Annotated in this window: 23 protein-coding genes, 1 tRNA gene and 1 pseudogene; 9 read left to right on the top strand and 16 right to left on the bottom strand. The window is 45.1% G+C overall.

The window, feature by feature from the left end:
- Positions 1-4 precede the first annotated feature (4 nt).
- The 8 genes from H3S94_RS08780 to H3S94_RS08745 form a co-directional block, all read right to left on the bottom strand.
- Positions 5-1,084, bottom strand: coding sequence for a 2Fe-2S iron-sulfur cluster-binding protein (locus tag H3S94_RS08780; protein ID WP_198231284.1), 1,080 nt, complete (start codon positions 1,082-1,084; stop codon positions 5-7).
- A 24-nt stretch (positions 1,085-1,108) separates the two neighbouring features.
- Positions 1,109-1,630 carry a 1,2-phenylacetyl-CoA epoxidase subunit PaaD gene (paaD, locus tag H3S94_RS08775; RefSeq protein WP_077992669.1) on the bottom strand — a complete coding sequence of 174 codons (522 nt, stop codon included), beginning with the start codon at positions 1,628-1,630 and terminating at the stop codon, positions 1,109-1,111.
- Positions 1,631-1,642: 12 nt separating this feature from the next.
- On the bottom strand, positions 1,643-2,413 hold the full coding sequence (gene paaC / locus H3S94_RS08770; RefSeq protein ID WP_198240808.1) for a 1,2-phenylacetyl-CoA epoxidase subunit PaaC: 771 nt from the start codon (positions 2,411-2,413) through the stop codon (positions 1,643-1,645).
- Entirely contained in the window at positions 2,413-2,697 is a 285-nt protein-coding gene (gene paaB / locus H3S94_RS08765; RefSeq protein WP_198222753.1) for a 1,2-phenylacetyl-CoA epoxidase subunit PaaB, read from the bottom strand. The genes paaC and paaB overlap by 1 nt, the downstream gene beginning before the upstream one ends.
- Before the next feature lie 34 nt (positions 2,698-2,731).
- A complete protein-coding gene (paaA, locus tag H3S94_RS08760) occupies positions 2,732-3,736 on the bottom strand; it encodes a 1,2-phenylacetyl-CoA epoxidase subunit PaaA (protein WP_077992662.1) in 1,005 nt (334 codons plus the stop codon).
- Between the two features lie 223 nt (positions 3,737-3,959).
- Positions 3,960-4,808 (bottom strand): PaaX family transcriptional regulator C-terminal domain-containing protein, encoded by an 849-nt coding sequence (locus tag H3S94_RS08755; RefSeq protein WP_198240807.1) that lies wholly within the window; start codon positions 4,806-4,808, stop codon positions 3,960-3,962.
- A 369-nt stretch (positions 4,809-5,177) separates the two neighbouring features.
- Positions 5,178-7,202, bottom strand: coding sequence for a phenylacetic acid degradation bifunctional protein PaaZ (paaZ, locus tag H3S94_RS08750; protein ID WP_198240806.1), 2,025 nt, complete (start codon positions 7,200-7,202; stop codon positions 5,178-5,180).
- Positions 7,203-7,363: 161 nt separating this feature from the next.
- A complete protein-coding gene (locus H3S94_RS08745) occupies positions 7,364-7,639 on the bottom strand; it encodes a hypothetical protein (protein ID WP_198240805.1) in 276 nt (91 codons plus the stop codon).
- 116 nt (positions 7,640-7,755) lie between these two features.
- Here H3S94_RS08745 and paaG point away from each other — a divergent pair, with 116 nt between their 5' ends.
- Genes paaG through paaK form a run of 3 tightly spaced genes read left to right on the top strand, consistent with a single transcriptional unit; the run spans position 7,756 to position 10,339 of the window.
- Positions 7,756-8,550, top strand: a complete 795-nt coding sequence (gene paaG / locus H3S94_RS08740) for a 2-(1,2-epoxy-1,2-dihydrophenyl)acetyl-CoA isomerase PaaG (RefSeq protein ID WP_198240804.1) — start codon at positions 7,756-7,758, stop codon at positions 8,548-8,550.
- Positions 8,547-8,987 (top strand): hydroxyphenylacetyl-CoA thioesterase PaaI, encoded by a 441-nt coding sequence (paaI, locus tag H3S94_RS08735; protein ID WP_077992652.1) that lies wholly within the window; start codon positions 8,547-8,549, stop codon positions 8,985-8,987. Before paaG ends, paaI begins: the two co-directional genes overlap by 4 nt.
- Positions 8,988-9,028: 41 nt before the next feature.
- The gene (paaK, locus tag H3S94_RS08730) at positions 9,029-10,339 is read left to right on the top strand and encodes a phenylacetate--CoA ligase PaaK (RefSeq protein ID WP_077992650.1); all 1,311 of its coding nucleotides are present in this window, start codon (positions 9,029-9,031) and stop codon (positions 10,337-10,339) included.
- Positions 10,340-10,992: 653 nt separating this feature from the next.
- Here paaK and H3S94_RS08725 read toward each other — a convergent pair.
- From H3S94_RS08725 to H3S94_RS11900, 4 genes and pseudogenes are all read right to left on the bottom strand, one after another.
- Positions 10,993-11,157, bottom strand: coding sequence for a hypothetical protein (locus H3S94_RS08725; protein ID WP_198240803.1), 165 nt, complete (start codon positions 11,155-11,157; stop codon positions 10,993-10,995).
- Positions 11,151-11,342, bottom strand: coding sequence for a hypothetical protein (locus tag H3S94_RS08720; protein WP_198240802.1), 192 nt, complete (start codon positions 11,340-11,342; stop codon positions 11,151-11,153). Before H3S94_RS08720 ends, H3S94_RS08725 begins: the two co-directional genes overlap by 7 nt.
- Before the next feature lie 161 nt (positions 11,343-11,503).
- Positions 11,504-12,145: a hypothetical protein gene (locus H3S94_RS08715; RefSeq protein WP_198240801.1), complete on the bottom strand. Its 642-nt coding sequence runs from the start codon at positions 12,143-12,145 to the stop codon at positions 11,504-11,506.
- 150 nt (positions 12,146-12,295) lie between these two features.
- Positions 12,296-13,310 (bottom strand): annotated as a pseudogene (locus H3S94_RS11900) (IS3 family transposase); the annotation flags it as partial.
- A 579-nt stretch (positions 13,311-13,889) separates the two neighbouring features.
- Here H3S94_RS11900 and H3S94_RS08690 point away from each other — a divergent pair.
- The 3 genes from H3S94_RS08690 (at position 13,890) to H3S94_RS08680 (ending at position 16,220) form a co-directional block, all read left to right on the top strand.
- The gene (locus H3S94_RS08690; RefSeq protein WP_198240796.1) at positions 13,890-14,699 is read left to right on the top strand and encodes an ABC transporter substrate-binding protein; all 810 of its coding nucleotides are present in this window, start codon (positions 13,890-13,892) and stop codon (positions 14,697-14,699) included.
- A 103-nt stretch (positions 14,700-14,802) separates the two neighbouring features.
- Positions 14,803-15,528, top strand: a complete 726-nt coding sequence (locus tag H3S94_RS08685) for an amino acid ABC transporter permease (protein WP_198240795.1) — start codon at positions 14,803-14,805, stop codon at positions 15,526-15,528.
- Between the two features lie 35 nt (positions 15,529-15,563).
- On the top strand, positions 15,564-16,220 hold the full coding sequence (locus tag H3S94_RS08680) for an amino acid ABC transporter permease (RefSeq protein ID WP_246786450.1): 657 nt from the start codon (positions 15,564-15,566) through the stop codon (positions 16,218-16,220).
- 215 nt (positions 16,221-16,435) lie between these two features.
- On the opposite strand, the gene H3S94_RS08675 is transcribed toward H3S94_RS08680, so the two are convergent.
- Positions 16,436-16,511, bottom strand: a tRNA-Lys gene (locus H3S94_RS08675).
- Between the two features lie 487 nt (positions 16,512-16,998).
- On the opposite strand from H3S94_RS08675, the gene H3S94_RS08670 reads away from it, so the two are divergent.
- From H3S94_RS08670 to H3S94_RS08660, 3 genes are all read left to right on the top strand, one after another.
- Positions 16,999-18,561, top strand: coding sequence for a TerC family protein (locus H3S94_RS08670; protein WP_198240793.1), 1,563 nt, complete (start codon positions 16,999-17,001; stop codon positions 18,559-18,561).
- Positions 18,562-18,660: 99 nt separating this feature from the next.
- Positions 18,661-19,233 (top strand): NADPH-dependent FMN reductase, encoded by a 573-nt coding sequence (locus H3S94_RS08665; RefSeq protein WP_077992630.1) that lies wholly within the window; start codon positions 18,661-18,663, stop codon positions 19,231-19,233.
- A gap of 26 nt (positions 19,234-19,259) precedes the next feature.
- Entirely contained in the window at positions 19,260-20,279 is a 1,020-nt protein-coding gene (locus H3S94_RS08660) for a dihydroneopterin aldolase (protein WP_198240792.1), read from the top strand.
- A gap of 43 nt (positions 20,280-20,322) precedes the next feature.
- On the opposite strand, the gene H3S94_RS08655 is transcribed toward H3S94_RS08660, so the two are convergent.
- The 3 genes from H3S94_RS08655 to secD all read right to left on the bottom strand — a co-directional run bounded on the left by H3S94_RS08655 (position 20,323) and on the right by secD (position 25,811).
- The gene (locus H3S94_RS08655) at positions 20,323-21,288 is read right to left on the bottom strand and encodes a YbhN family protein (RefSeq protein ID WP_198240791.1); all 966 of its coding nucleotides are present in this window, start codon (positions 21,286-21,288) and stop codon (positions 20,323-20,325) included.
- Positions 21,285-23,057, bottom strand: coding sequence for a YbaL family putative K(+) efflux transporter (ybaL, locus tag H3S94_RS08650; RefSeq protein WP_198240790.1), 1,773 nt, complete (start codon positions 23,055-23,057; stop codon positions 21,285-21,287). The genes H3S94_RS08655 and ybaL overlap by 4 nt, the downstream gene beginning before the upstream one ends.
- 204 nt (positions 23,058-23,261) lie before the next feature.
- Positions 23,262-25,811 (bottom strand): protein translocase subunit SecD, encoded by a 2,550-nt coding sequence (secD, locus tag H3S94_RS08645; RefSeq protein ID WP_198231269.1) that lies wholly within the window; start codon positions 25,809-25,811, stop codon positions 23,262-23,264.
- Between the last annotated feature and the right edge of the window lie 275 nt (positions 25,812-26,086).

Below are 26,086 nucleotides of genomic sequence, written 5' to 3'. Positions count from 1 at the left end.
CCCCCTATTGATCGTAACTGAGCACAATTTTGTCACTTACGGGGAAGCATTGACATGTAAGAACATAGCCTTCTTCAACTTCGTAATCTTCGAGTGCGTGATTGGTGACCATTTCAACCTCGCCATCAAGCACTTTTGCGCGGCATGTCGAACAAACTCCCGCTTTACATGCAAAAGGCGCATCCATCTGGTTTTTCAAACTGGCATCAAGGATCGTTTCACCTTGTTTTGCCATATCGAAATGATGCGTCGAGCCATCCAGCGTAACGGTGATAGAGGCTGTACTGTTCGATATATTGCCGGCAGCCTTATTCTCGACATTATGGCGTTTCTTTGTGCGGGGAGCAGAGGCAAAAAGCTCGAATTTTATCTGGCTGTCATTCATACCATGGTTTCGCAAAAAATCTGCAACGACCAGCATCATTTGTTCGGGACCGCAAATATAGGCAATGTCGGTTGCCGCCAGATCGACCCAGTTTTGGCATAATTGCTCAAGCTTTTCATGATTAATTCGACCTGCAAAAAGATCAATATCCTGTGCTTCGCTTTTAAGAATATGAATGATCGAAAAACGGTCGAGATAAATATTTTTCAAATCCTCAAGTTCCTCGCGAAACATGATGGAATTTGCCTGTTTGTTTGCATAAATCAGGGTAAATTGCGCCAGCGGTTCGTGACGGAGAACCGTTTTTATAATAGAGAGTACCGGCGTAATTCCCGAACCTGCGACAAATGCGATATATTGCTTTTGCACATCCGGCTCAATCGGGGTGTTGAACTTGCCCATCGGCGGCATAGAATAAAGCTGGTCACCAATTTTCAGATTGTCATTGATCCAGTTGGAAAAAAGGCCGCCTTCAACCCTTTTGATACCGACGCGTAAAAAGCCTTCATCCTTGCCTGCGCATATAGAATATGACCGCCGGATTTCTTCACCGTCAAAATCCTTGCGGAACGTCAGATATTGCCCCTGAAGAAAATCGAAAGATTGTTTGTCTTCGTTTCTGGGCTCAAGAGTGACAGCCACAGCATCGCGTGTTTCGCGAACAATATCGGTTACAGTCAGTGGAAAAAAACGTGCCATGATATGCTTGGCCTCCCCATATCATCAAATGCATTTGAAATAGTCGAACGGTTCAAGACAATCTTTACAGCGATAGGATGCTTTACATGCTGTCGAACCCGACTGGCTGATTTTTTCGGTATTTGTGGAATTGCAGTGCGGGCAGGCCACAGAAAAGTTCGAGCCACCCGAATGTGCATTGCATTTCAGTAAATTACCGTCGGCGGCTGTCCCGCTGACAGGAGGAGCAATCCCGAACTGTCTCAATTTATCGCGCGCTTCCGGTTTGATCCAGTCGCTCGTCCATGCAGGCGACAATTGCCGCTCAATACGCAAATTATCGATTCCGTGATTTCGCAAGGCGACTTCAATGTCGAAATTGATAATCGACGTTGCCGGACACCCCGAATAGGTCGGCGTCACTTTGATGACAAGCGTGTCATCCGACCATGAAACATCGCGCACAATTCCAAGGTCTGTAACAGATATGACCGGAATTTCCGGATCCGGTACTTTATCAAGCCAGGTCCATATTTGTTGGTTTGTGGGTCTCTCTTTCAGGATCATGGCGTTTCACCGTTACCATGTAGAGCCGGGATAAGCGCGTTGCAAAAATTGCATTTCGGCAAGCATATGTCCGAGAAATTCGGTATGCCGACCTTTCTTGCCGCCTTTATGGACATAACTTGTTTGCGGCAAAGCGAGTGTGGCATCGCGCAATACGGAATTGATTGTTTGATCCCATTTATGTTTCAAACTCGAAGGTAGTGGTGCAATGCCGACACTATTGACGGTTTCATCATAATCGTCATCGACAAATAATTCGCCGGTATAGCTCCAGAGGTTATCAAGTGCATGTTGCATGCGTTGATGACTAAGTTCGGTTCCGTCGCCCAGACGAATAACAATATCTGCCGATTTTTCCAGATGATAGGCGACCTCTTTGACCGCTTTGGCAGCAATTTCGGCAATCTGGCTGTTTGAAGATTTCAACAATGCTTTCAACATTTCGATATGCCACGCATCGAACAGGAATTGTCGCATCATCGTATTTCCGAAGTCGCCATTGTCTTTTTCGACCAATAGCACATTACGGAAATCCCATGCGTCACGCAAGAATGCCAGTTGATCGGCGCTGCGCCCTTTGTTTTCCAAAGCACCGGCCAATCCCAACCAAAGTTGTGTTTGACCGATAAGATCAAGAGCCTGATTTGCGAGCGCGATGTCTTCTTCGAGAACCGGAGAGTGTCCGCACCATTCCGAAATGCGATGGCCGAGCACCAAGGTGTTGTCGCCCATGCGCAACAGAAATTCGACGACCGCTTTATCAACTTCGGGTGATTTTTCCATTACATTTTCCCCACTTCATCCGGAATTTGAAAAAATGTCGGGTGCCGGTAGATTTTTGAATTTGACGGGTCGAAAAGAGGCCCTTTGTCAGATGGCGTTGATGCGGCTATGTCGCTTGATTTGACCGCCCAAATACTCACCCCTTCATTGCGGCGGGTATATACATCGCGGGCATTTTTTATCGCCAGTTCGGCATCCGGTGCATGAAGACTGCCCACATGACGGTGATTAAGCCCGTGTTGCCCGCGAATAAAAATTTCCCATAACGGCCATTGATGTGACATTGTTCTTCTCCCGTTGATTACAAAATTGCGAGGTCTATTCGGCGGCTACTGAAGCTGCTGCATATTTATTGGCTTGTTTGTCGGCATGGGCCTGCAAACCGTCGCGGTACCATGCGCCATCTTCCCACGCTTTGACCCGTGCATCGAGGCGTTCTCTATTGCAGGGACCATTCCCCGAAATGACATCAAAAAATTCGCTCCAATCGGGATCGGTAAAATCATAGCCCTGTTTATCTTCGTTCCATACGAGATTTTCATCCGGAATTTTCAAGCCGAGAAATTCGGCTTGCGGGACTGTCTGATCGACAAAGCGCTGGCGCAAATCGTCATTGGTATTGATCTTGATTTTCCATGCCATTGATTGTGCAGAATGGACGGAATCCTTGTCCGAAGGGCCGAACATCATCAAAGCAGGATACCAGAAACGATTGATCGCATCCTGAGCCATGGATTTTTGTGCGGCTGTTCCCGCACACATTTTCATCATAATGTCATAGCCTTGACGTTGATGAAAACTCTCTTCTTTACAAATGCGTATCATGGCGCGCGAATAGGGGCCATAGGATGTTTTTTGCAACTGCACCTGATTCATAATGGCCGCGCCGTCAACCAACCAACCGACTGCGCCAATATCTGCCCATGTCAAAGTCGGATAATTGAAAATTGATGAATATTTCATTTTGCCCGAATGAAGAAGTTCGATAAGCTCGTCCCGCGAGACCCCCAGTGTTTCGGCGGCACTATAGAGGTAAAGTCCGTGTCCGGCCTCATCTTGAACTTTGGCAAGCAGAATTGCCTTGCGTTCCAAAGTCGGCGCGCGGGTAATCCAGTTCCCTTCCGGCAATTGTCCAACCACTTCGGAATGCGCATGTTGCCCGATCTGCCTAATCAATGTTTTGCGGTAATTATCAGGCATCCATTCTTTCGGCTCGATCTTTTCACCGCGGTCAATACGTTCCTGAAACGCGCGTTCCTGAGCATCCATCTCGTCAAGCGACTTGACTTTGTTACTGTCTGTTTTCACCATTTGTGCATACATAAGAAATCCTCCGCCATTCTTGTGACAAACACGAGAACGCATTCTTAAAACAGGCAATTTATGGCAGTAAAAATCGCGCTCGAAAGCTTCGCTTGAAGTCAGGCAACGATCTCCTCCAATTCATTGACCGATCGGTTATATTATACAATAAGAAACATCACAAAAAAAGCGATTTTTTATTGAATATGTGATGTTTTAAGAGCGTTTTCTTTAACTATTTGTTTTAACTTGCTAATATTTTTTGAAGAGAGGCAGAGCGGAGATCGGTCAATTCGGTATTTCGTGCCAATTGGCCATTATTTGTCTTGAAATTTTCATGAATGAAGTTTTCCGCTTCGGCCGATAATCGAAGATATAAACGGGCAAAGAGTTTTTTTGCCTCATCGGCTGGCCAATCCTCCGGCAACGAATTTCGCGGTAAATCGGGATCGTTCGCCAAACTCAAGCGGTAATCATGCACCGCTGCAAGACGCGCGAGCAATGATTCGAGAGGTGAGAGATTGCCGAGAGCCATATGTTCAAAAGCGCGATATTTTTGAATAAAGCAATGATAACAGGATGCGATTTTATCAATATCCCAGAATGTACTGACGAACTTTTTTAGCCGCTGTTCTCCGTGAATTGCTTTTGCTTCAAACACAAGTGCATCGGGATAATCATCAGACGTGTTCGGACCGAATAACAGATTACGGTTCATCACCGCGAAATTTCGAGTCTTGAGACAGTCATCCATTTCTACGTCGGACCGTGCTATAATCATCCAGTCCTTCGGCGGATTTCTGAAATGATAAACGCGCATTGCCATTTGCCGGTATTCGGCCTGTGCTTTAGGTGTCAGGCGGTAAAAACTTTGGCGACCGCTGCGTTCGCCAACAAGTTGGCCTGCATTGACCAAACGCGAAACCGATGTTCTGACAAGCGATTCATTCAAACCGACTGCTGAACAGAGATCAATGAGATTACCTATCCAAAGCACGCCACCACGCGGTTCGACGATGTCTCCGTAAATCGTAACGATAAAGGCGGCCGAACGTGGACCGGGAACAAAAAAAGATGAAACGTTTTTATTCAAAGATTACCCGAATTGATTGTTTTGATTACCCGAATTGATTGTTTAGAGTGGACAACACGTCCGAAACCTCTAACGCAGTTTGGTAATAAAAAACAGTTAGATAAAATTGACAATCAATAATTTGTGTTATTCATGGAAAAATTATATTCAAAATATATTTTTGGTATTTTATACGATTTTTGTATTTATATCAGTTCTAAAATTTTTAAAACGATATAAGAAATAATATTAAAATAATTATTATAAGAATATATATATTTTATATTATTTTATTGAATTTAAAAGGTGGTTTTATATCACTGCAAAAAAATAGAGATCGGGTATAATTTTAATTGCATTTTTAAATTAAAACCACCTTTTAACGATTATTTATAATGCCGGTTGGCGTGATGACATGGTGAGCAGGTTATAACGCGCCACGGTCTCTTCATTCTGGTTGAAAATTTCCGCATCCCAACGGACTTCACCATATTCCGGATTTCTCGCGGCACGTTTTTCTTTTACGGTCAGTCTCACATGGATAGCATCCCCCGGAGATACCGGTTTCAGAAAGCGCAGATTATCAATTCCGTAGTTTGCCAGAAGCGGGCCGGGTAGCGGGTCTACAAATAGACCGGCAGCGAAAGACAGAAGGAGATAACCATGGGCAACCCGTCCGGGAAAGAAGGGATTTGCAGCCGCGGCTTCTTCATCCATATGGGCATAGAATGTGTCGCCGGTGAAATTGGCAAAATGTTCTATGTCGTCAAGTGTAATTGTGCGTTCTTTCGTGCGTATTGTATCGCCTATTTCAAGCCCGTCGAAATCGCGGCGGAATGGATGTTCTTCAGTAACGGTCTGGTCGCCGCCATAAGACCATTCGCCAAGCAATTTTGTGAGCCGTTTTGGAGAAGCTTGAAGCGCGGTACGTTGCATATAGTGAAAAATTCCGCGAATACCCGCCATTTCTTCACCGCCACCGGCACGACCGGGGCCGCCATGAACCAGGGCAGGTAGAGGCGAACCGTGGCCGGTTGCTTCGTCTTTGCTGTCACGGTCAATGAAGTAAAGTCGACCATGGTAGGGGGCAATACCGAAAGTGAGAGCATTCGCAAAACGATCATCATAGGTATAGATTGATGCAACCAGACTTCCTTCGCCCTTTTTCACAAGTTCGATTGCTTCTTCTGTTGTCTTGTATGGCATCAATGTTGCTACCGGTCCGAAAGCTTCGACATGGTGAATGACAGTGGCTTTCAACGGTTCGCTACAGCTCAAAAGCACGGGAGATAATGCAGCGCTCTTATCATCTATGTTTTCCAGCGAGCCATATACAATTTCGGCCTCGCTTTGCAATTGTCGAATCGCTTGGATAACGTCGTTACGTTGTTTTTTGGATACCAGCAATCCCATCGAACTCTCTTTCGAGGCGGGATTTCCCGGAATATATTTCGACAGACTTTGCTTTAACGCTGAAGTCACGTCACCAAGATAGGCTTGCGGCACAATTATTCTGCGGATAGCTGTACATTTTTGTCCCGCTTTCGCCGTCATTTCGCGGGTCACTTCTTTTATGAAGTTCGCAAATTCCGGACTGTCTTTATTGGCATCAGAACCGAGGATTGCTGCATTAAGCGAGTCACGCTCGGCAATGAAGCGTATTGCATTGCGCGCAATGGAAGGGTTTTGCTGTAACAATTCGGCCGTATGGGCAGAACCCGTAAATGACACAATATCCTGTCCGTCGAGCCGGTCCAGCAAATCACCTGTGTCGCCGCAGATAAATTGCAAAGCACCATCAGGCAAAGCACCGGATTCGACAATGAGTTTCATCAAAGCTTCTGCAACATAGGCTGTGGCCGTTGCCGGTTTTGTAATGACCGGTATGCCGGCAAGAAAAGCAGGCGCCAGTTTTTCCAATAGCCCCCAACAAGGAAAGTTGAATGCATTGATATGGACAGCCACACCCTCGCGCGATGTCAATATATGTTGACCGCTGAATGTCTGATTTTTTGAAAGACGTTCCGAAGGTCCTTCAACAACAAATGTCTTGTCCGGCAATTCTTTACGTGCACGGGAAGAGTAGGCAAAAAGTGTAATAATCCCGCCATCAATATCCGGCCAACTGTCACGCTTGGTGGCGCCGGTCTGGAAAGCCAATGTATAAAGTTTTTCTTTATTGGCGTCGAGGTGAAGCGCGATTTTTTTCAAGACATCCGCTCTTTGGTGAAATGTCATTTTACGTAGATTGGCACCACCGACTTTTTTTGCGTAGTCAATTACCTCGCCGAAATGAATTCCTGCGCTCGATATTTTTGCAACCACAGTGCTGTCAATTGCACTTAATATATCTTTGAAACCTGTTTCGGCTTGGAACCAGCGACCTTTGATGTAACTATTTAATATATTTGTCATTAACTCCTCCTCATTAGTGCGATATTAGAATTTTATAATAAAATATTTCTACAATTAATATAATAAATAATTTATTATTTTATTTTTTTGAAACATTATATTTATATGAAAAAATATAACTATGAAAATTTATATAAAATTGAAGATGTATTATTTAAAATTTATAAATTGTATTTATAATATTTTTTGTTTTTGAAGTGATAATTGGGGAAACAGCATTTGCCCGAACTAAAAGCCCCTGAACTGAAAGCTCCTGAACTGAAAGCCCCCGAACTAAAGGATAGAATTATATATTTTTTCTTGTCTTGGACATTTGATAGATATGCTTTATTCTGGGTAACTGCCTGAACAACTGCCTGAATAACTGCCTGAATAACAGCTTGAACAACTGCTTGAACAACTGTCTGAATAACTGTCTGAACAACTGAATGTGACATGATTTCCTCGTTAACATCAACTTCGCGGTTGACAGATCGTCAATTTGGATAAATTATTAACCGAACATTCGGTTAATTCAAGCAAAAATTTGGGAGGCTTGAAAAAGGAGGAACGAATGGATGGTCATGAACAGCCGATCCTTGTGAATAATCATCAAAGCTGGCACGAAATCATTTTGAACCGGCCGGAAAAATTGAATGCGTTTACCGACGATATGCACAGAGCGTTGGTTAAAGCGCTGGATGCGGCCGCTGGCGAAGATTGTCGTGCCGTTCTGCTTAGTGCTTCCGGACGGGGGTTTTGTGCCGGACAAGATCTCAATATGCGCGTGAGCGAAGGTGGCCCGCATGATCTCGGCGCAACGATTGAAGAATTTTATAATCCTTTAATCCGCCGTTTGCGGAGACTTCAAAAACCGGTCATCTGCGCGGTCAATGGAGTGGCGGCGGGAGCCGGTGCCAATATAGCTTTGAGTTGCGACATTGTTTTGGCTGCAAAAAGTGCGCGCTTCATTCAGGCATTTGCCAGAATTGGCCTTATTCCCGATTCAGGTGGCACGTTCTTTTTGCCACGTCTCATCGGAGACGCTCGCGCTCGTGCCTTGATAATGACTGGCGAAGCTGTTTCGGCACAACAGGCTCATGACTGGGGCATGATCTGGAAAGTCTTTGACGATAAAGACCTGCATGATGAAGCGGTAAAACTGGCAAAATGGTTCGCCGAACAGCCAACACAAGGGTTGGCTTTGGCTAAAGAGGCGCTGAACTATTCCTCGTCTCATAGTCTTGATGAACAATTGGATTTTGAAAGAGACCAGCAAAGGAAAGCCGGTTTTACACCGGATTATCGTGAAGGTGTAACGGCTTTTATGGAAAAACGGCTGCCCTCATTCACAGGGAGGAAAGCATGAATGGACAGCAAATAGCAGATCTTTCTTCAAAAAAAATGTGGGAAGGCGATAAGGCGGCACAAAGTTTGGGCATGAAGCTGGTATCCAGTTCACCCGGACAGGCAGTGATGACGATGGAGATCACTGAAAATATGTCGAATGGCCACGATATTGCGCATGGCGGTTTTATATTTGCTTTGGCTGATACAGCATTTGCTTATGCAAGTAACAGCTATGGCGACGCTCATGTCGGGCAGATATGTGACATTGTCTATATCCGGCCATCGCATAAGGGCGACATTCTGACAGCACAAGCAAAGGAAGTCAGTAAAACCGGACGCACCGGAATCTACGATGTCAATGTTTCTACACAAGGCAAAACAATCGCCGAATTTCGCGGTGTTTCTCGCGAAGTGTCGAAGAATTTTATTGGCATAACTGTTGATAATCAATCCTAGCAATACACAATTCAGGCTTCATAGCTTTTTGGGAGGAAACTATGACAACACAATTCAATCAAGAAAAATTCGTAGCACTGGAAAATGCCTCGCGTGACGAGATTATGGCATTGCAAACGAAGCGGCTTGCCTGGACATTGAAGCACGCTTATGAAAATGTGCCTTTTTATAAAAGAAAGTTTGACGAAGCGGGAGTTCATCCCTCGGATTTCAAACAGCTATCCGACATAGAAAAATTTCCGTTCACAGAAAAGAAGGATTTGCGCGACAACTATCCTTTTGGCCTATTTGCAGTTCCGCGTGAAAAAGTTAGTCGTATTCATGGTTCGTCCGGTACAACCGGCAAGCCGATTGTCGTCGGATACACGCAAAATGACCTAGATATATGGGCGAATCTTGTTGCCCGTTCTATGCGTGCAGCGGGCGCCAAATCGGGCATGATTGTCCATGTAGCCTATGGATATGGGTTGTTCACAGGCGGCCTAGGTGCACATTACGGGGCTGAACGGTTGGGGTGCACGGTGGTTCCGATGTCGGGCGGAATGACCGAAAGGCAAGTCCAGCTCATCCATGATTTCAAGCCGGAAGTCATCATGGTAACGCCGAGTTATATGCTTGCGCTTCTTGACGGCTTTGTCAAAGCCGGTCTTGATCCGAGAAAATCATCGCTCAAATATGGCATTTTCGGAGCCGAGCCATGGAGCAATGCCATGCGTGAGGAAATAGAAGATGTATTCGATATGGACGCAACCGATATTTACGGGCTTTCGGAAGTTTTAGGGCCGGGTGTCGCACAGGAATGTGTTGAAACGAAAGACGGTCTCCACATCTGGGAGGATTGTTTTTATCCCGAAATCATCAATTCCGATACATTGAACCCCGTAGAAGATGGCGTTAAAGGTGAAGTTGTCTTCACGACTTTGACCAAAGAAGCAATGCCCATCATACGCTATCGTACCCGTGATCTGTCGCGGCTTCAACCCGGCACAGTCCATCAGGGAATGCGCAGAATGGAAAAAATATCGGGACGTTCCGATGATATGATTATCTTACGTGGCGTGAATGTTTTTCCAAGCCAGATAGAAGAAGCATTGCTTGCAACAGACTGGTGTGCAGGTCACTTCCAGATTGTGTTGTCGAGAACAGGCCGAATGGATAACATGACTGTCGTTGCCGAAGCTCGTCCCGAACATAGTTCAGAAGAAAAATGGAGCCAATATTCACGCAATTTTGTTCGTCATATCAAAGGCACGGTCGGGGTTTCGGTCAATTTGCAAATACAAAAGCCGATGACAATTGAACGCTCGATGGGAAAACGTAAAGTTATCATTGATAACCGGCCTAAAGATTAGAAATGATGGTAGCCCGTTTACCGGATTGACTGGAGAAAGCGGTCAATCAAATAGATAAAAGCTTATGAAAATATAATATTCTTTGGCTTATAACATTTGTGTGGTGAATGAAAACATGGAACTTCTTTCACCACACTTTATCAAACGGCAGTCACGAAACAGTGGCGCAAGCGCATAAGGCGGTGTGAGGCTGTCGCTTAATCGCCCGTCATCCAATCGTCATTAACCGAATTGTTGTTTGATTGGAGTTCCGGTATTCTTCTTTATTGGAAGTGAAAAACTCTCGAATATAGGGCAGGGGCGATCTTTTGCCGGATATTGTTTTATTCTATCGGCTTTTCTATGGGGATGGTTCTTCAAAAAACGCGTCTCTTTGGTCTGCGACAATAGCTTCAATGACAATTGGAGCGGCAACGGCAATTGGAACTTCAACGACAATTGGAACTTCAACGACAATTGGCCATTTTTATCGCCGGAACCCCCGATATTCCAATCGCAGGCTTCAACAGTACAACATGGTTTTTCGGCGGCTCCGCCTCACGGAATAATAAGCAGGTGACTTCTGAAACCGGCTTTGTTGAAATACCGTTCCCGGTTGAAACAAGCTTTGTCATAACATCGTTTCTATAGTTGGCAGAAAGATTTCCGGCTTTTTACAACGGCTCTTTACCGGTTTTGCCAGTTGTTGCAATGAGGCTGATAAGATAGGTAAAAAGTTCATCATCGTCCAAAGGATGGTTACTATCCAGTGAAACTGCGTGGTCCAATTCCAAACGATTATGAAGACAAAACAACATCACACCGCCGAAAGTCAGCATGCCAAGCCGGCCGGAATATCATCGCGCACCACCCCCGCTTTCTGCGCCTTCCTGATTTTCGGGACGAAATATTCGTTCAAAAATGAAGAGCGCGACTGGCGTTCCTCAATCGCGGCTTCGAGCATACGCCAAAGCTGCAAGTGAATATGAACCAGAGCACGACCCGCCATTGCGATTAATGCCATCAGTAATGCTAACGCTTTCGCCAGTTCCATTATAATGATAAATAGTTAGCTGCGCAGCATGAGAAGCACCGGAAAAAGCACAAACAGCAGTTAATGCACCAAAAGCGATAGGTAGTTTTTCGTATTTCGCTCTGATAATATGTTAGGTCAGAATAGATTATTTAAAAAATAATCCCGAAGCGCATTGGTCCAATTCCAGATTCAATGACGCGTTTACCAGAAGCATGAAAAGCATTGATTGCCTCATTATCAGCCTCTGATCTCCAAGCTTTATCACTGATAAAGCCATATCCATCCCCGACAACTTTAAAACGACCTTGTTTAAATATCGGGTTACCAGTCATGTCGCCTTCAAGGACAATTTCAAATTTACCGGATTGGATAGCTTCGACTAACCCGGAATCACTAATTTTACCTTGAGCAATATGGCTTTTCATAACTTGAGTGAATAATTCCTTCAATTCATCATCGCTCATGTCGGGATTTGCTGTAATTGTTCCATCCGCAGAAACAGACGATCCATTCCTTAAAGATTCAGCAATGCTTGTCATGGTATCATGATAAACAGAACCAGTCTGAACCGCATTAACGTCGATTTTGCCTGCGATAAGTTCTTGAATTCTGGATATTGCATCAGATGAAGACGCAGAAAGAGGAGTGTTGCCAGAAGCGGCAACGGTCGGTGATATACCTCTAGAACCCTTAGTGTCGCTATTGAATTGACTGGTCTCGTTGGACTTCAGCAAATGTAAAGCCGTTTCTGAACCTGACATACGGCCATTATTAAATACAGAATTAATCATAACTGTACTCCATAAATTGAAGGCAACTTAAGCCGTCATGTCTTAATACACCTAAAATACAATATTCCTCATGAATAGAAGATTATTATATAATATAATTGGTTATAGATCAAATGATGTACTGCTCCCTCGTTTGAGCGGACACATGATCTATTGATTTGGTGTCCTTTTGAACATCCTTGGAGAGTTCATATCGAGCGCGGAATGTGGATGGATTTCATTATAATCCGCGATCCATCCATTGAACTGCCGAAGAGCTGGTTTGGCATCCGGCAAATTGGTTATTTTGATATAATCGCGTTTAAGCGTTTTGACAAAAGCTTCCGAAATACCGTTTGATTGCAGGCTTTTGACCGGCGTAAAGCAGGGCTTGAGATTAAGCGCTACTGAAACTGCCTCGTTTCTAATGCAGTGTAGCATGAGCCATTGTCTGATAATTGCTCAATGAGGTGTGGCGCTTGCGGGTGCAAAGCGCTTTTCAATCGCTTCCAGCATGATATCACGTATATCAGAACCGCTGATACCGGTATTGGTTACGCCAACCCATGCAATGATCTCGCGATCATAGGCATCAATGATAAGGGCAAGACTAATAACCTCGCCATTCCGGCAAGTAAATTCCAATGCATCCGAACACCACATGAGGTTGGAACGCATGACCATGACCTTGCCATCATGTGTACGCCCATCACGCTATGGCATATGTCTGGATAACAGCAACTGATGATTGCTCATGATCCGATGAACTCGCTTGAGATTGACGACAGGCAGACCTTCTACCAACCTTTGCCGGTTGACTAACGCCGCAATACGCCGATAGCCATAAGTCGGGCGCTCATGCAGGTTGGAACGTGAACCATCTAATGTCTTGGCAACTACACTCATCGGGAAACGCCGTTCAGCAACCGGTTCTGCCGCAAGATCTGTTTTTTTTTGACCGGGAATGCTCAACAGCCTCTTTGAGAATCTCATTCTCAAGCGTTTTGCGACCAAGCAAGCGTTCCAGTTCTCGAACCTGTTCTTTAAGTCTACGCACCTCTTGCGAACCGACGACATCACTGTCACAGCCAACCCCAACTTTTCTACCGTCTTGCAACAAACGCCACCAGCGATAAAGAAGATTTTCCGCTATGCCGTGACGGCGGGCAACAGACGAAACGCTCTCGCCCTCTGCATCGAAACCGGAGAGGATCAATGGCCCGAATAAAACACCCGAAAGCTTCAATGCCACCAATGCCGACCAAGATTTGTGGCGCCTATCAATAGACTTCCCATAAATGCGGAAGAATGAAAAAATTGCCTTCGCGATAGCTAGCAAGGGCGCTTGAGCAAACAGTATTTTTTTTTGAGCACTCACATATGGGCTAGTTTATCTCCACGTCTATAAGAATATTGCCGAGTCAATAAGAACTTCGCCGATGCCAGTGCGCGCATCGATCATCCCCACACATCCATTGCGTAACGGGCTGATAGTCGATTAATTGCACAGCAAAGCGCTGACACCAGTGACGATGAGAGATTAAACAAAATGCTTCAAATTTTTCCGGCAAACAGAGTCACCTCGAACAGCATAATTTTGCAAAAATAACAGTAGCAATCCGGTTAGGTTTGCATAACCCAAAAACATTCATTTTCTAAAAACTTTTTCTAATTGTAACAATTAGGTTAGCAATATATTCCTTATCTTACCGCTGAAAATGGAGAAAATGAAAACCTCATTCCAGATACCATGAAGAGGATCATCATGAAGCGTTATTTTTCTACATTATTGGCTGCAGTTCTTGTGCTTTTTACTAGCGCCGCATATGCTGATCGTCTTGACGATATAAAAAAAGCTGGCGTTCTAAAAGTTGCATCTTTTGATAGCAATCCACCGTTTGGTTTTGTTGATGAAAAAACAAAACAGATCACCGGACTTGATGTTGATTTTGCTCAAGCTATTGCTGACAAAATTGGCGTCAAATTGGAAATTCATCCAACCAATCCAGCAAATCGCATACCTCTTTTGACTTCCGGTCAGGTGGATTTGGTTGTGGCGAATTTTACGGTCACTCCAGAGCGCGCCCAGCAGGTTGATTTTTCCATTCCCTATTTTGCTTCAGGTCAACAATTTATTGCCAAAAAAGGATTTTTAAAATCAGCTGACCAACTGGCAAATTTGCGCATAGGAGCAGATAAAGGCACAACCAATGAAATCAATCTGAAAAATTTGTATCCGACAGCAACAATCATTACTTACGATGACACGCCATTCGCTTTTGCTGCGTTGCGAAACGGCAATGTGCAAGCCATCACACAAGATGGTCCGAAGCTTGTCGGTTTATTGGCAAATGTCCCGGACAAAGATCAATATGAAGTGCCGGCGTTCACCATTTCCAATGATTACATGGCAGCAGCAGCACCCAAGGGCGAAACTGCACTTGTTACGGTTGTCAATGAAACTCTGCTGGATTTGGAAAAGACAGGAAAAGCGGAAACAATTTACAATAAATGGTTCGGCCCCGATAGCAAAACTCCGCTCCCCAGATTGTTCAAGATTGGCGATAAACAATAATTCGCTTTATCAGACATAAAACTTTTTCGAAGGAGCCGGCACAATCGGCTCTTTTGTCTGTTTCAGGAACAAAATTTATACGCAAGACTTTTGAGTAGAGCACATGCTGTCACACGAGTATTTAGGTTGGATATGGCACGGTTATCAGGTAACCATTGCCCTTACTCTTCTTTCATGTATCGCCGCCTCATTACTTGGTGCCGTCTTATGCAGCATGCGCATAAGCCCGTTTTGGCCTTTCAATACTTTTTCCAAAGCTTATATAGCGATTTTCCGAAATACACCATTGCTGGTTCAACTTTTCTTTTGGTACTTCGGTGTCAGCCGTTTTGTACCGGATAGCATCAGATTTTGGTTACTGGATGCACATCAATGGGTTTTCGGACCACTGACTTTAAATTGGCCGTCATATGAGTTTATATACGGATTTATCGGTTTGGCACTCTATACAGCCGCCTATATCGCAGAAGAATTGCGGGCTGGTATAAAGACTGTACCGATAAATCAGGAATCTGCTGCCTATGCCCTTGGTTTTACGCGAAGCCAGGCATTCCGTTTTATAATTTTACCGCAAGCAATACGCAACGCGCTTTCACCACTGCTCGGCCAATATATGATGGCTTTAAAAAACTCTTCTCTAACAGCCTCGATAGGCGTTGCCGAACTTTTCTATGTTGCAAGCCAAATTGAAACGCGTTCACTTTTGGCTTTTCCTGTCTATCTTATTTTGACAGTGTTATATTTAATAACCATTGCGCTTATCGAGATCATCGGACGCATTATTGAAACACGTCGGCTTAAAAGCACTGGTCGGAGGGTTCAGGCATGAACTTTTCGTTCATTTTCGATAATTTTGAATATTTGATGATTGGTGCTTGGCCAAACGGGCCGGTAGGCGGCTTGGCTTTAACATTGCTATTGTGCGTTTTTTCAGCTGTCTTATCGGCTTTGTTCGGTCTTTTATCTGGTATCCTGCTTGTTATGTCGGGTCAGAAATGGCAGTTGGTTTTGGTTGCTATTCTTGGTTTTTTCCGGGCCATCCCGATTTTGATGTTAATTTTCTGGATCTATTTTTTGCTTCCCATGACGCTTGGCATAACTGCGCCAAAAGTACAGACTATTGTTTTGGCCTTATCCTTGATTGGCGGGGCTTATCTTGGTCATTCTGTTGCAGCAGGTCTGCGCAGTGTTGGCGACGATCAATGGGCAGCCGGACTAGCACTAGGATTTAACAGGTGGAAAGTTCTGTGGTTTTTGATTTTGCCACAAGCACTGCCACGCATGGCACCATCATTTATCAACCAATGTATCTCGCTTACGAAAGATACGTCATTGGCATACATCATTGGTACACAAGAATTTCTGACCTTGGCGCGGCAAATTGACGGTCGCTTGACAGGCGCTTATTCAACAGAAATCTATCTATTCGTCGGGATTGTTTACTTCGTGCTCTGTATGACGTTGAATTTTTTTGCAGAAAGCATCAACAAACACTATTCAAAAGAAAGAAAGTTTGTCTGAAAGGCATTGCAGATTAAATTTGTGTTTTGGTTCTGCTGCAATAATTTTAGAAAAACAAGTCAGATCCGTTTAACTATTTTCAAACATTGTCGGAAAATACAGGCATGGCAATGCGTTGGCTTTGCCGATCAATAGCGTGTTGTATTGACATATTTCCTAAATATAAAGTTCCGCAACCATGAATTGAAAAAAGCATCAAAATCAATGAGATGAAATGGTGGGTGATACAGGGATCGAACCTGTGACCCGCTGATTAAGAGTCAGCTGCTCTACCAACTGAGCTAATCACCCACACGGTATCGTTATTGAACGATAGCGGTTCTATAGCGTTCCTCAGGAATGATGTCCATAGAAAATTTTTATTTTTTCTGTCTTTTCATTCTTTGTTGATCGGCTCATTCCGACGATTGAGAAAACATCTTGATCTTCATATAAAAAGGCCTCATTATATAACAATCAGTCAATGCGTGTGACATAGTCTGTTACCGGTAGAGAGAGGACGATCGAGCGTAATGCCCGACCAAAATTCAGAAGACCCTTCCTGTAGTATCGAGCGGTGTAGGCCGTTTCGGGGTATTTTTTTACATTTCAAGCAGAGTGTTTTGGCTTTGAAGCTGAAAATTTCAGTCTTCAACGACGAGATGCTTTTTGTTTTATCCAGCAGGATGTTTCGTGTTTGTCGTTTTTCAAAAAAACGTTTTCGGGGATTGATATGAACTATATCGTTTTTCCTCGATTGTTTTTCGGCTTTTGGCGCTTTTCTCGGATTTAATGAATCATGGAATGGATAGCAAATCCCCATGCGTGGATGGGTCTTGTAACACTTATTTTTCTGGAAATTGTTCTGGGCATCGACAATCTTGTGTTCATCGCAATTTTGGCGACGAAACTTCCCCCTAAAGTAAGAAATCGCGCCCGTTTGACAGGGTTGAGCTGTGCGTTGGTCATGCGGCTTATTCTTCTGACTGCAATGGGCTGGGTTATGACACTCGATCAACCCCTGTTTTCGGTCGGAAACTTTTCGTTCAGTTGGCACAGCCTGATTTTGATTATTGGCGGGGCTTTCCTTCTTGCCAAGGGAACGCTTGAACTGCACGAAAGGCTCGAAGGCGAGGTGCATGAAGACTCTTCTACTGTTGTTCATGCTGTATTCTGGCAGGTCATTGTGCAGATTGTCGTGCTTGATGCTGTGTTCTCGCTTGATAGTATCATTACCGCGACAGGTATGATCCCGAAAGACCAGATGATGGTTATGTATCTCGCCGTCATTATCGCTATGGGCGTTATGATGTGGGGTTCGGGACCTTTGATGGTGTTTGTCAACCGCCATCCGACGGTTGTCATTCTTTGTCTCGGTTTTTTGATGATGATCGGTTTCAGCCTTATTGTTGAAGGATTCGGCTTTCATATCCCGAAAGGTTACCTCTATGCGGCGATCGGTTTTTCCGTGCTTATCGAAGCATTCAACCAGATTGGCCGTCACAACCGCGAGAAACTGATTTCCACAAACGACCTGCGTGAGCGCACAGCCGGTGCTGTGCTCAGGCTGTTGGGCGGTGGAAAGAAAGAAGGTAATTTAGGCGAAACAGCAGATTTGATTGCCGAGCAGGCGGCGGCCTCCGAAATCTTCCGCCCGGAAGAAAAACAGATGATTCGGGGTGTTCTTGATCTTGCCGACCGGCCTGTCCGTTCGATTATGTCTCCCCGCAACGAGATAGAATGGCTGGATCTTGATGCCAACGAAGATGAAATGCGCACCGAGCTTGAACAATTCAAGCATAGCCGTCTTGTGCTTGCGCGTGAAAAGGTGGACGAATTTGTCGGGGTTGCGCTGACAAAAGACCTGCTTCTCGATCTTGCCGAGGGAAAAAATATCGATTGGCAAAAGGCAATGCGCCAGCCACTGGTTGTTCATGAAAACACCAGTGTGTTGCGTTTAATGGAAAAATTGCGGCGTTCGCCGATACAACTTGCTATTGTTGTCGATGAGCATGGCTCGTTTGAAGGGGTTGCCACGCCAACCGATATATTGGAAGCTATTGCCGGTGATTTTCCTGATGAAGATGACGAACCGGTTATTGCAGAACATCTGAAAGATGGTAGCTTTATGGTTGAGGGATATGCGGATATTCGCCGTTTAAGCGGATTTCTTGATAAAGATCTGGTGGACGAGAATGATCGTTATACCACTCTTGCCGGTTTTATGTTATGGCATTTCGGGCATTTGCCAACAACTGGAGAGAGTTTTAATGCCGAGGGGTTTAATTTCAAGGTTGTTGAAATGGAGAGGCGTAATATTGCGAAAGTACTTATCTCGCCAGTTAAAACGCAAGAACAGTAATTTTACTGCATGAAGATAATAGAGTGTTTGTTTTAAACGCTCGCGTAAGTGAGAAAAAATTTTGGATACAAAATATTTCTCGGTTGAAGGGAAAGAAAGATGAAACCACGTTTACAGATCATTGTCACACCTACGCGCGCTGGTAGGGTAGGTAGGAAATTGGGGGACTGGCTCTGTTCATACGCTGATAGTCATTCAAATTTCGATGTTGAATTGATTGATCTGGCAACAATCAACTTGCCACTGTTTGATGAACCGAAACATCCGCGGCTCCATCAATACGAACATGCGCATACGAAAGAATGGAGCAAACTCATTTCAAAAGGCGATTGCTATATTTTCGTTATGCCCGAATATGACCATTTGCCTCCGTCATCTTTTGTCAATGCGGTAACCTATCTCTCCAATGAATGGAGCTATAAGGCCGTGTCATTCATGAGCTATGGCGGTATTTCGGGCGGATTAAGAGCTGTTGAAACAGCCCGTTTGATGGTCAACGCGGTAAGAATGGTACCGATTCTGGAAACTTTGCCAATTCCTCAATATACCCAATATATAGACGAAAACGGCAATTTCAGACCGAATTCCACTATTGAAGGTGGAGCACAAGCCGTTTTTGACGAATTGTTCAAGGTGAATAACGGTTTGAAAAATATTCGCCCCAAGTTTTAATTCGGGTTTGATGATCGGAAAATGTGATGACTAAATTATTAGTCGCACTTGAAGATCAGGATGATGCGCGGATTGCTTATAGCGTCCGCGCAGATGTCGTTTTGTTATCCGGCTCGTTGCAAAAAATGCAAAAGCTATGTTCGGCAATCACGAACATGAACGGATATTCGCCGCAAATCTGGTTGCGTGCTTCTGATCCCAACATATTGACTTCCAAATTGATGGAAAAATGCGGAGCCAAGCGGATTGTGGTTGCGACCCCCCCGGAAGAACTTCCGGCTTTTGTAAAAGCGCTTGCAAGCCGGTGCGATGGATACCCGCTTGTTGCATTGATCGAGGCTGAAAATTCACCAGATAATTCGCTTGTTCCCATTATTGCTGCATTGGGGTTTTGTGGAATTTTGCTGCAACCGAAAAAGGTTGAACAAACGATTTTAAGTCAGATAAAAGTGGAGAATATCGGGAATTTCATGGCGAAAGCCCGTGCCTCCAATCTGCAAGCGGGCGTTCTCGGTATGATCGAAGCACCCGATATTCCGCGTTTATTGCCTTATTCGCCCGATTGGTTGGGATTTATTGTCAAACATCCGGTCAAATCCGGACAGTTCGGCGATAGTGCCACCAATTCATTGGTGCGTGCGCTTTTGCCAGTCGATAGCGAGCAAGACCATATTGTTGAAAAGAGCGGACTTGGAACGGATCGTATTATCGTTGAGGATTTTATTCTACCGATAGAAATCGGAGCCTATAAACGCGAATACGGGCATAAGCAAAAGGTTCGTTTCAATGTCAAGGCAGATGTAGAGCGCTTGTCTTCCAATCCGGAAGATATGCGACATATCTTTTCTTATGACCTTATCCTTGATGGTATCAAGAATCTTGTTTCACTTGGTCATGTCGAACTGGTTGAAACATTGGCAGAACGTATTGCAGCCCTTATCCTTGCTTATCCCAGAGTTCAAAGGGTCATTGTGCGTGTCGACAAACTCGAACTCGGCCCGACTGCGGTTGGTGTGGAAATCGAACGACATAAAACAAAAATCTGAATTTGTTTTTTGTCTTTTTGCTTTATCGCGGCGAGTTTGGCGTTCAGCTTTTTGGAGAAATGTTGTTTCCGTTCGTATTGCGTTGGCGATATTGGCTGATTTCAAATGCGGCAACAAAAAACAGCGAAATAACAAGCGGTATGATGAGATAGAGCAGGCGGAACACAATCAAAGCGGAAATAACGTCGGCGGGATTCATATTCGGCATTCCGGCCATAAATAAAGCTTCAAGCACACCGACGCCGCCAGCAGGAGCATTTGACAAAAGTGTGACTGTAAAAGATGCCAGAAACACGCCCAAGACAGCTATAAAACCGGGGTTTCCAACGTCGGGCAGAGTTGCATAGATGACACCTGCCGCACCGATCAATTCCAACGGGCCAATGATTAACTGTTGTATGACAATGCTGAAATGTGGATAGGAAATCTGGAATGATTTGCCGATTTTTAACGGCCGCAATTGCAAAAGGCTTCCCAATATATAAAGGGCAACAAATGTCAGCATTCCTGCGCCGATAGTCACTGCAAGCCATGACGGGATACCTTCATGTACGAGGGTGATAAGATCGGGACGGATAACCAGCACCAGTCCGGAAAGAAGAATGGTTCCCAGAGCAAATGTGAACGAACAAAACGCAACCAGCACGGCAATTTCCACCCCGCTTAGCCCCTTCTTGCTGTAAGCACGATAACGGACCACAGCACCGGAAAAGACCGATGCTCCGATATTGTGGGAAAGCGCATAGGTGGTAAACGAACAAATGGCTATATAATGGAGGGGTATTTTTTTGCCCAAATGTTGCAATGCAATGCGGTCGTAACCGGCAAGAGCAGCATAGGCAAGCAATGCAAAAAATGCCGCGAGTACCCAGTGATGCGGACTTAATGCCCCCAGTCTGCTGGTAATATCATTAAAGGAGATCGCAGATAACTTGTGGTAAAGAATATAGATGGAAACCACCATTGCTATGATGCCGATAACGGGCCAAATATATTTCTTCAGTTTCATGCGTTTCCACTCGTATTTTCCGGCTTCTCCACGGTCGTTTTCGGTGAAGTCCGGTCACCCTCAGGTACATTTGTGTTATCTTCTCGATAACTCAAATGTTTTAACATACCTTTAGCGATTTCTTCGTCATCCGTCACTATGGTATTCGCACCCATCTCTTTTAGATAGGCTGTTTCCATCTCCGTTACAGCATGGGCAATAATGGTTATTCCGGCGTTCAGTTTACGCGTTTCTGCGACAATTTGTGCCGCATCAATTGCACTTTTTGTCGATATAACCAATTGAAACGCTCCGGCTATATTGGCTGCTTCAAGGATGTCGGCATTGGTGGCATTGCCCAAAATCGCCTCGTTATTTTGATCTTTGGCGCTTTTTAAGGTCTGCACATTATTATCTATAACGACAAAAGGCACTTCGTGGCGGTCAAGTGCGGCGGCGATTTTTTCGCCAATGTCACCGAAGCCCACAAGAATTGTGTGGCCGGATTTTGACGTTTTTACCAGACCGTTTTCATCCGTCCCGCCAATATTGATAACCGTGGTTTCGCCATTTTTTGTCTCAAGACGGGAACGAATTTTATCGGCTGCAAAACAGACAAGCGGGTTGAAAAGAATGGAAAGGATTGCCCCTCCCACAATAAGATCGCGCGCCTCGTCATTGATGATTCCCAATGCTGTTCCAAGGCCTGCAAGAATAAAAGAAAACTCGCCTATCTGGGCAAGGCCGGCACCGATTGTCAGCGCAGTTGCATAAGGACGATGAAAAAGACGAACAATTCCGTATGCCGCAAGGGATTTGCCACCGATAATGATGATGAGGGTAACAAGAAGAGGAAAAAACGCTGTCAGTAATTTTGACGGGTCGAAAAGCATACCGACGGACACGAAAAACAGGACAGCAAAAGCGTCACGTAGAGGCAATGTATCTTCGGTTGCTCTCTGGCTAAGCTCGGAGCCGCTCATAATCATGCCAGCAAAGAACGCTCCAAGAGCGATGGAAACACCGAAAAGATGTGCCGAAAAAAATGCGACACCCAAAGCAATTGCAAGAACACTCAAACGAAACAGCTCTCTTGAGCCGGATTGGGCAGAAATTTTCAACAACCAGGGAATAACACGCTTGCCGATGATGATCGTGAAAATGACGAATAGGACAACCTTTGCAATTGTCAAAAGAATTGTTCCGAAAAGTCCCAATTGGAACCATTGGGCAAGCGGGTCGACTTCGGCCACCGCTGTTCCGCCCAGAGATGGCGAAAGTGCGGGAATAAGCACCAGCGCAAGAACCATGGCCAGATCTTCAACAATAAGCCAGCCTACAGCAATTCGCCCGCGCTCTGTTTCAACGAGATTGCGTTCCTGTAAAGAGCGCAGCAGAACGACCGTGCTTGCAGTGGAAAGTGCAAGACCGAAGACAATGCCGCCACCTACGCCCCAACCCATGACAAGCCCGAAACAAAGTCCCAATAATGTGGCAACAGCCATTTGGAAAATGGCACCGGGAATTGCTATTGCTTTAACAGAAAGAAGATCCTTGACGGAAAAGTGCAGCCCGACACCGAACATCAGCAGAATGATGCCGATTTCGGCGAGCTGGTTAATGAGATGCGAATCAACGCGAAATCCGGCCGTATGCGGGCCGACAATGACACCTGCCAGAAGGTAGCCGACAAGCGGCGAGACTCGTAAACGATTGGCGAGAAGACCAAACAGGAATGCAAGACAGAGTCCCACGACGATTGTTGTCACCAATGGTGTATCCTGTATCATCTCCGGCTGGAATTCCCTCCCTGATCTTCAATACGTGTTTCTTTAACAAGATTCCCGCTTAAAGACCATTTATGGTAAGCTTGTGACATATAATTGCGATTATTCGAGCTTACCCGCATTTATTGAAATGCCGGTGTGGGCAGACTGTAGCACACCGGCTTCATGTTTTTTTCGTGTCTTTTTATTTTACTCTGCCTTCTTTTTTTAATTTGCCTTGACTTGTGACCTTTGCGGCTTGTCTTCAATAAGATCACGCCCCTCATGGTGATGATGCCACCAATTGCCAAGGAATAGCAGAATTGGCGCAGCGATGAAAATTGAAGACGATGTGGCAATAACAACACCGACCACCATTGGAATAGCAAAATTATGCACAGCACTGCCACCCCAGATAGCCATTGGCAACATGGCAAGAACGGTTGTAGTCGAGGTAAAGATACAACGGATGAGCACCTGATTGATAGACATGTCCACCAATTGTCTTAGCGCCATCTTTTTATAAAGCCGCATGTTTTCGCGCATACGGTCATAAACCACCACTTTATCGTTGACAGAATAGCCGACAATCGTGAGAAGTGCGGCAATTGCAGTCAAATTGAAATCAAGCTGGAATAGCGCAAAGAAGCCGACCATTTTTGTGGTGTCGAGAACAATGGTGACAATGGCACCGATAGCGAAGAACCATTCAAAACGCCACCAGATATAAAACATCATGGCAATTGCAGCAAGGACAACTGCGGTAAAACCGGCCGTTGCAAGTTCGCCCGACACTTTCGGCCCGACAACTTCGATCTGGTCAAAAGTGACATCCGGATAAATTGTTTTGACGGCTGTTTTCAATTTTTCAATGGCGGCTGTTTGCTGAGCCTCACCGCCATCCTGCTGCTGCACTCTGATGAGCACTGTGTTCTGGTTGGAAACATTCTGCAAGGCAATTTCACCAAGCCCCAATTGACCCAAAGTTGAACGTAAAGTAGCAAGATCAGCCGGTGCTTGTGTGGTAATTGCCATCTGGCTGCCACCCATAAAATCAATACCGAAATTCAAGCCCGGCTTGAAGAACAGCACAACCGATGCAATGGACAGGAAAATGGAAACACCAATGCCGATGAAACGGGCATTCATGAAATGGAAATTGGTGTGCTGGGGAATGAACTTGAAAAATGAATGGATGTGCAAATTGGTAATTTTCCATTCACGCACAACCCACGACATGATGATGCGAACGATGGTGACGTCGGTAAACAAAGAAATAACAATGCCGAGAAGCATTGTAACCGCAAAACCGCGTATCTGACCGGTGCCGAACCACAACAGCAAAATTGTGGCGATAGCAGCCGTCACATTCGCGTCGATAATGGTTGAAAACGCATGTTTGAAGCCACGGTCAAGAGCGGCCATAGCCCCCATGCCTTTTTCGCTTTCTTCACGAATACGTTCATTGATAAGAATATTCGCGTCGACGGCAATGCCTATGCCCAGAATAATACCGGCAATTCCCGGAAGCGTAAGCGTTGCACCAATCAGGCTTAATGCCGCAAATGTCAGCACGGTATGGAGGGCGAGTGCAATATCGGCGATAATGCCCCAAAGTCCATAAAGCAGGAAGATGAAGAGTGCCACGAGGAAGAAACCGGCAATACCTGTATAAAGCCCCATTTTGATCGCATCGGCACCGAGATCAGGACCGACAGTGCGTTCTTCGATCACTGTCAAAGGAGCAGGCAATGCACCCGCACGCAATAACGCGGCGAGGGTGGATGCTTCTTTAGGCGTAAAATTGCCGGTAATTTGCCCGCTACCACCGGGAATGACACCTTGAATGGTCGGTGCAGTCAGAACTTTATTGTCGAGTACAATGGCAAAGGGCTTCCCGATATTCTGGCGGGTTATTTCGGCGAAAGCCTTTGCACCGATTGTGTTGAGCTTGAAAGAAATAAGCGATTTGCCGGGGATTTGAGGATCAAAACCGGCCGAAGCATCGGTTAACACACTACCATCAAGCGAGACTTGATCGTAAATCGGAAAACGCTGATTTTCGTCGGTATAACCGTGCAATATCGAAACGCCGACAGGCGGATTGTTCATATCGACATTGGTGGGAACAAGGTGGAATGTCATTTTTGCTGTGGTTCCAAGAAGATCACGCAATTGCTTCGGATCTTGTAAACCGGGCAGTTGAACCTCTATACGGTCGAGTCCGACTTTTTGGATACTCGGTTCGGCGACACCGACCTGATCGACACGTCGACGAATGATTTCAAGACTTTGGTCGACAGCATTGTTGACGCGGTATTTGATACCGGCTTCCGTTAGCGTGACGCGGATTGCGTCATTCTGCTCGCTTACATCAATGTCTGACGAAGATGCGCGGAAGGCTCCTGACGAAATCGGCGTTGCCAACTCTTTCAAGGTAGTCAGTGCGGTTTGGCGCTGTCCGGCATCCGGAATAACCGCTACGATCGAATCACCGATCATGCGCACACTTGTTGACTGGATCTGCTTTTCGCGAAGTTTGCCGCGGACATTATCAAGAGCGGTTCTTAACTGGTCACGTTTGAGCGACTTTGCATCGACTTCCAGAACAAGCGAAGAGCCACCTCGTAAATCAAGTCCCAGAACAACTTTTGTCTGGCGCATAAAAGATGGTAAATATTCCAATTGCTTTTCAGTAAGCAGATTGGGTAACGCAACCAGAACCCCCAGTAGAAGAATGACAAAATACAAAGTTGTTAGCCAGCGTGATGTTCGCATAAAATCCATCCAATAATTGGCACCTGAAAAACATGTTCTATATTACGAATTGGTGCAGATAAGAACCATCTTTTTGAGTCTTTTAACAATTAGGCTGATAACACGTATTATTTCTCATGAAAATTTTTATCTTTCACTTATTTGCCATCGTTGGTGAGTGCAATGTGCCATTTAGACTACAAGTCTATCAAATAGACTACAGAGATAACGAATTTTGACAAGAATGCGAGTTATCAAAACGGCCGAATTTTTATCCGGAAAAGGGTTTCATCAAC

The sequence above is a fragment of the Bartonella sp. B10834G3 genome, from assembly GCF_016102505.1.
In the GTDB taxonomy this organism is placed as follows: Bacteria; Pseudomonadota; Alphaproteobacteria; order Rhizobiales; family Rhizobiaceae; genus Bartonella; species Bartonella choladocola.
Note: the sequence above shows the minus strand (reverse complement) of the source record. Positions and strands in the feature narration are given on the sequence as shown.

Excerpts from the sequence above, each read along its gene's own strand:
- H3S94_RS08660 (WP_198240792.1), top strand. The coding sequence starts at position 19,260 with ATGACTAAATTATTAGTCGCACTTGAAGATCAGGATGATGCGCGGATT.
- H3S94_RS08725 (WP_198240803.1), bottom strand. The coding sequence starts at position 11,157 with ATGCTGACTTTCGGCGGTGTGATGTTGTTTTGTCTTCATAATCGTTTG.
- secD (WP_198231269.1), bottom strand. The coding sequence starts at position 25,811 with ATGCGAACATCACGCTGGCTAACAACTTTGTATTTTGTCATTCTTCTA.
- H3S94_RS08690 (WP_198240796.1), top strand. The coding sequence starts at position 13,890 with ATGAAGCGTTATTTTTCTACATTATTGGCTGCAGTTCTTGTGCTTTTT.
- H3S94_RS08685 (WP_198240795.1), top strand. The coding sequence starts at position 14,803 with ATGCTGTCACACGAGTATTTAGGTTGGATATGGCACGGTTATCAGGTA.
- paaZ (WP_198240806.1), bottom strand. The coding sequence starts at position 7,202 with ATGACAAATATATTAAATAGTTACATCAAAGGTCGCTGGTTCCAAGCC.
- paaI (WP_077992652.1), top strand. The coding sequence starts at position 8,547 with ATGAATGGACAGCAAATAGCAGATCTTTCTTCAAAAAAAATGTGGGAA.
- H3S94_RS08680 (WP_246786450.1), top strand. The coding sequence starts at position 15,564 with ATGATTGGTGCTTGGCCAAACGGGCCGGTAGGCGGCTTGGCTTTAACA.
- H3S94_RS08655 (WP_198240791.1), bottom strand. The coding sequence starts at position 21,288 with ATGAAACTGAAGAAATATATTTGGCCCGTTATCGGCATCATAGCAATG.
- paaD (WP_077992669.1), bottom strand. The coding sequence starts at position 1,630 with ATGATCCTGAAAGAGAGACCCACAAACCAACAAATATGGACCTGGCTT.
- paaC (WP_198240808.1), bottom strand. The coding sequence starts at position 2,413 with ATGGAAAAATCACCCGAAGTTGATAAAGCGGTCGTCGAATTTCTGTTG.
- ybaL (WP_198240790.1), bottom strand. The coding sequence starts at position 23,057 with ATGATACAGGATACACCATTGGTGACAACAATCGTCGTGGGACTCTGT.
- H3S94_RS08745 (WP_198240805.1), bottom strand. The coding sequence starts at position 7,639 with ATGTCACATTCAGTTGTTCAGACAGTTATTCAGACAGTTGTTCAAGCA.
- H3S94_RS08780 (WP_198231284.1), bottom strand. The coding sequence starts at position 1,084 with ATGGCACGTTTTTTTCCACTGACTGTAACCGATATTGTTCGCGAAACA.
- paaG (WP_198240804.1), top strand. The coding sequence starts at position 7,756 with ATGGATGGTCATGAACAGCCGATCCTTGTGAATAATCATCAAAGCTGG.
- paaB (WP_198222753.1), bottom strand. The coding sequence starts at position 2,697 with ATGTCACATCAATGGCCGTTATGGGAAATTTTTATTCGCGGGCAACAC.
- H3S94_RS08720 (WP_198240802.1), bottom strand. The coding sequence starts at position 11,342 with ATGGCATTAATCGCAATGGCGGGTCGTGCTCTGGTTCATATTCACTTG.
- H3S94_RS08715 (WP_198240801.1), bottom strand. The coding sequence starts at position 12,145 with ATGATTAATTCTGTATTTAATAATGGCCGTATGTCAGGTTCAGAAACG.
- paaA (WP_077992662.1), bottom strand. The coding sequence starts at position 3,736 with ATGTATGCACAAATGGTGAAAACAGACAGTAACAAAGTCAAGTCGCTT.
- paaK (WP_077992650.1), top strand. The coding sequence starts at position 9,029 with ATGACAACACAATTCAATCAAGAAAAATTCGTAGCACTGGAAAATGCC.
- H3S94_RS08670 (WP_198240793.1), top strand. The coding sequence starts at position 16,999 with ATGGAATGGATAGCAAATCCCCATGCGTGGATGGGTCTTGTAACACTT.
- H3S94_RS08665 (WP_077992630.1), top strand. The coding sequence starts at position 18,661 with ATGAAACCACGTTTACAGATCATTGTCACACCTACGCGCGCTGGTAGG.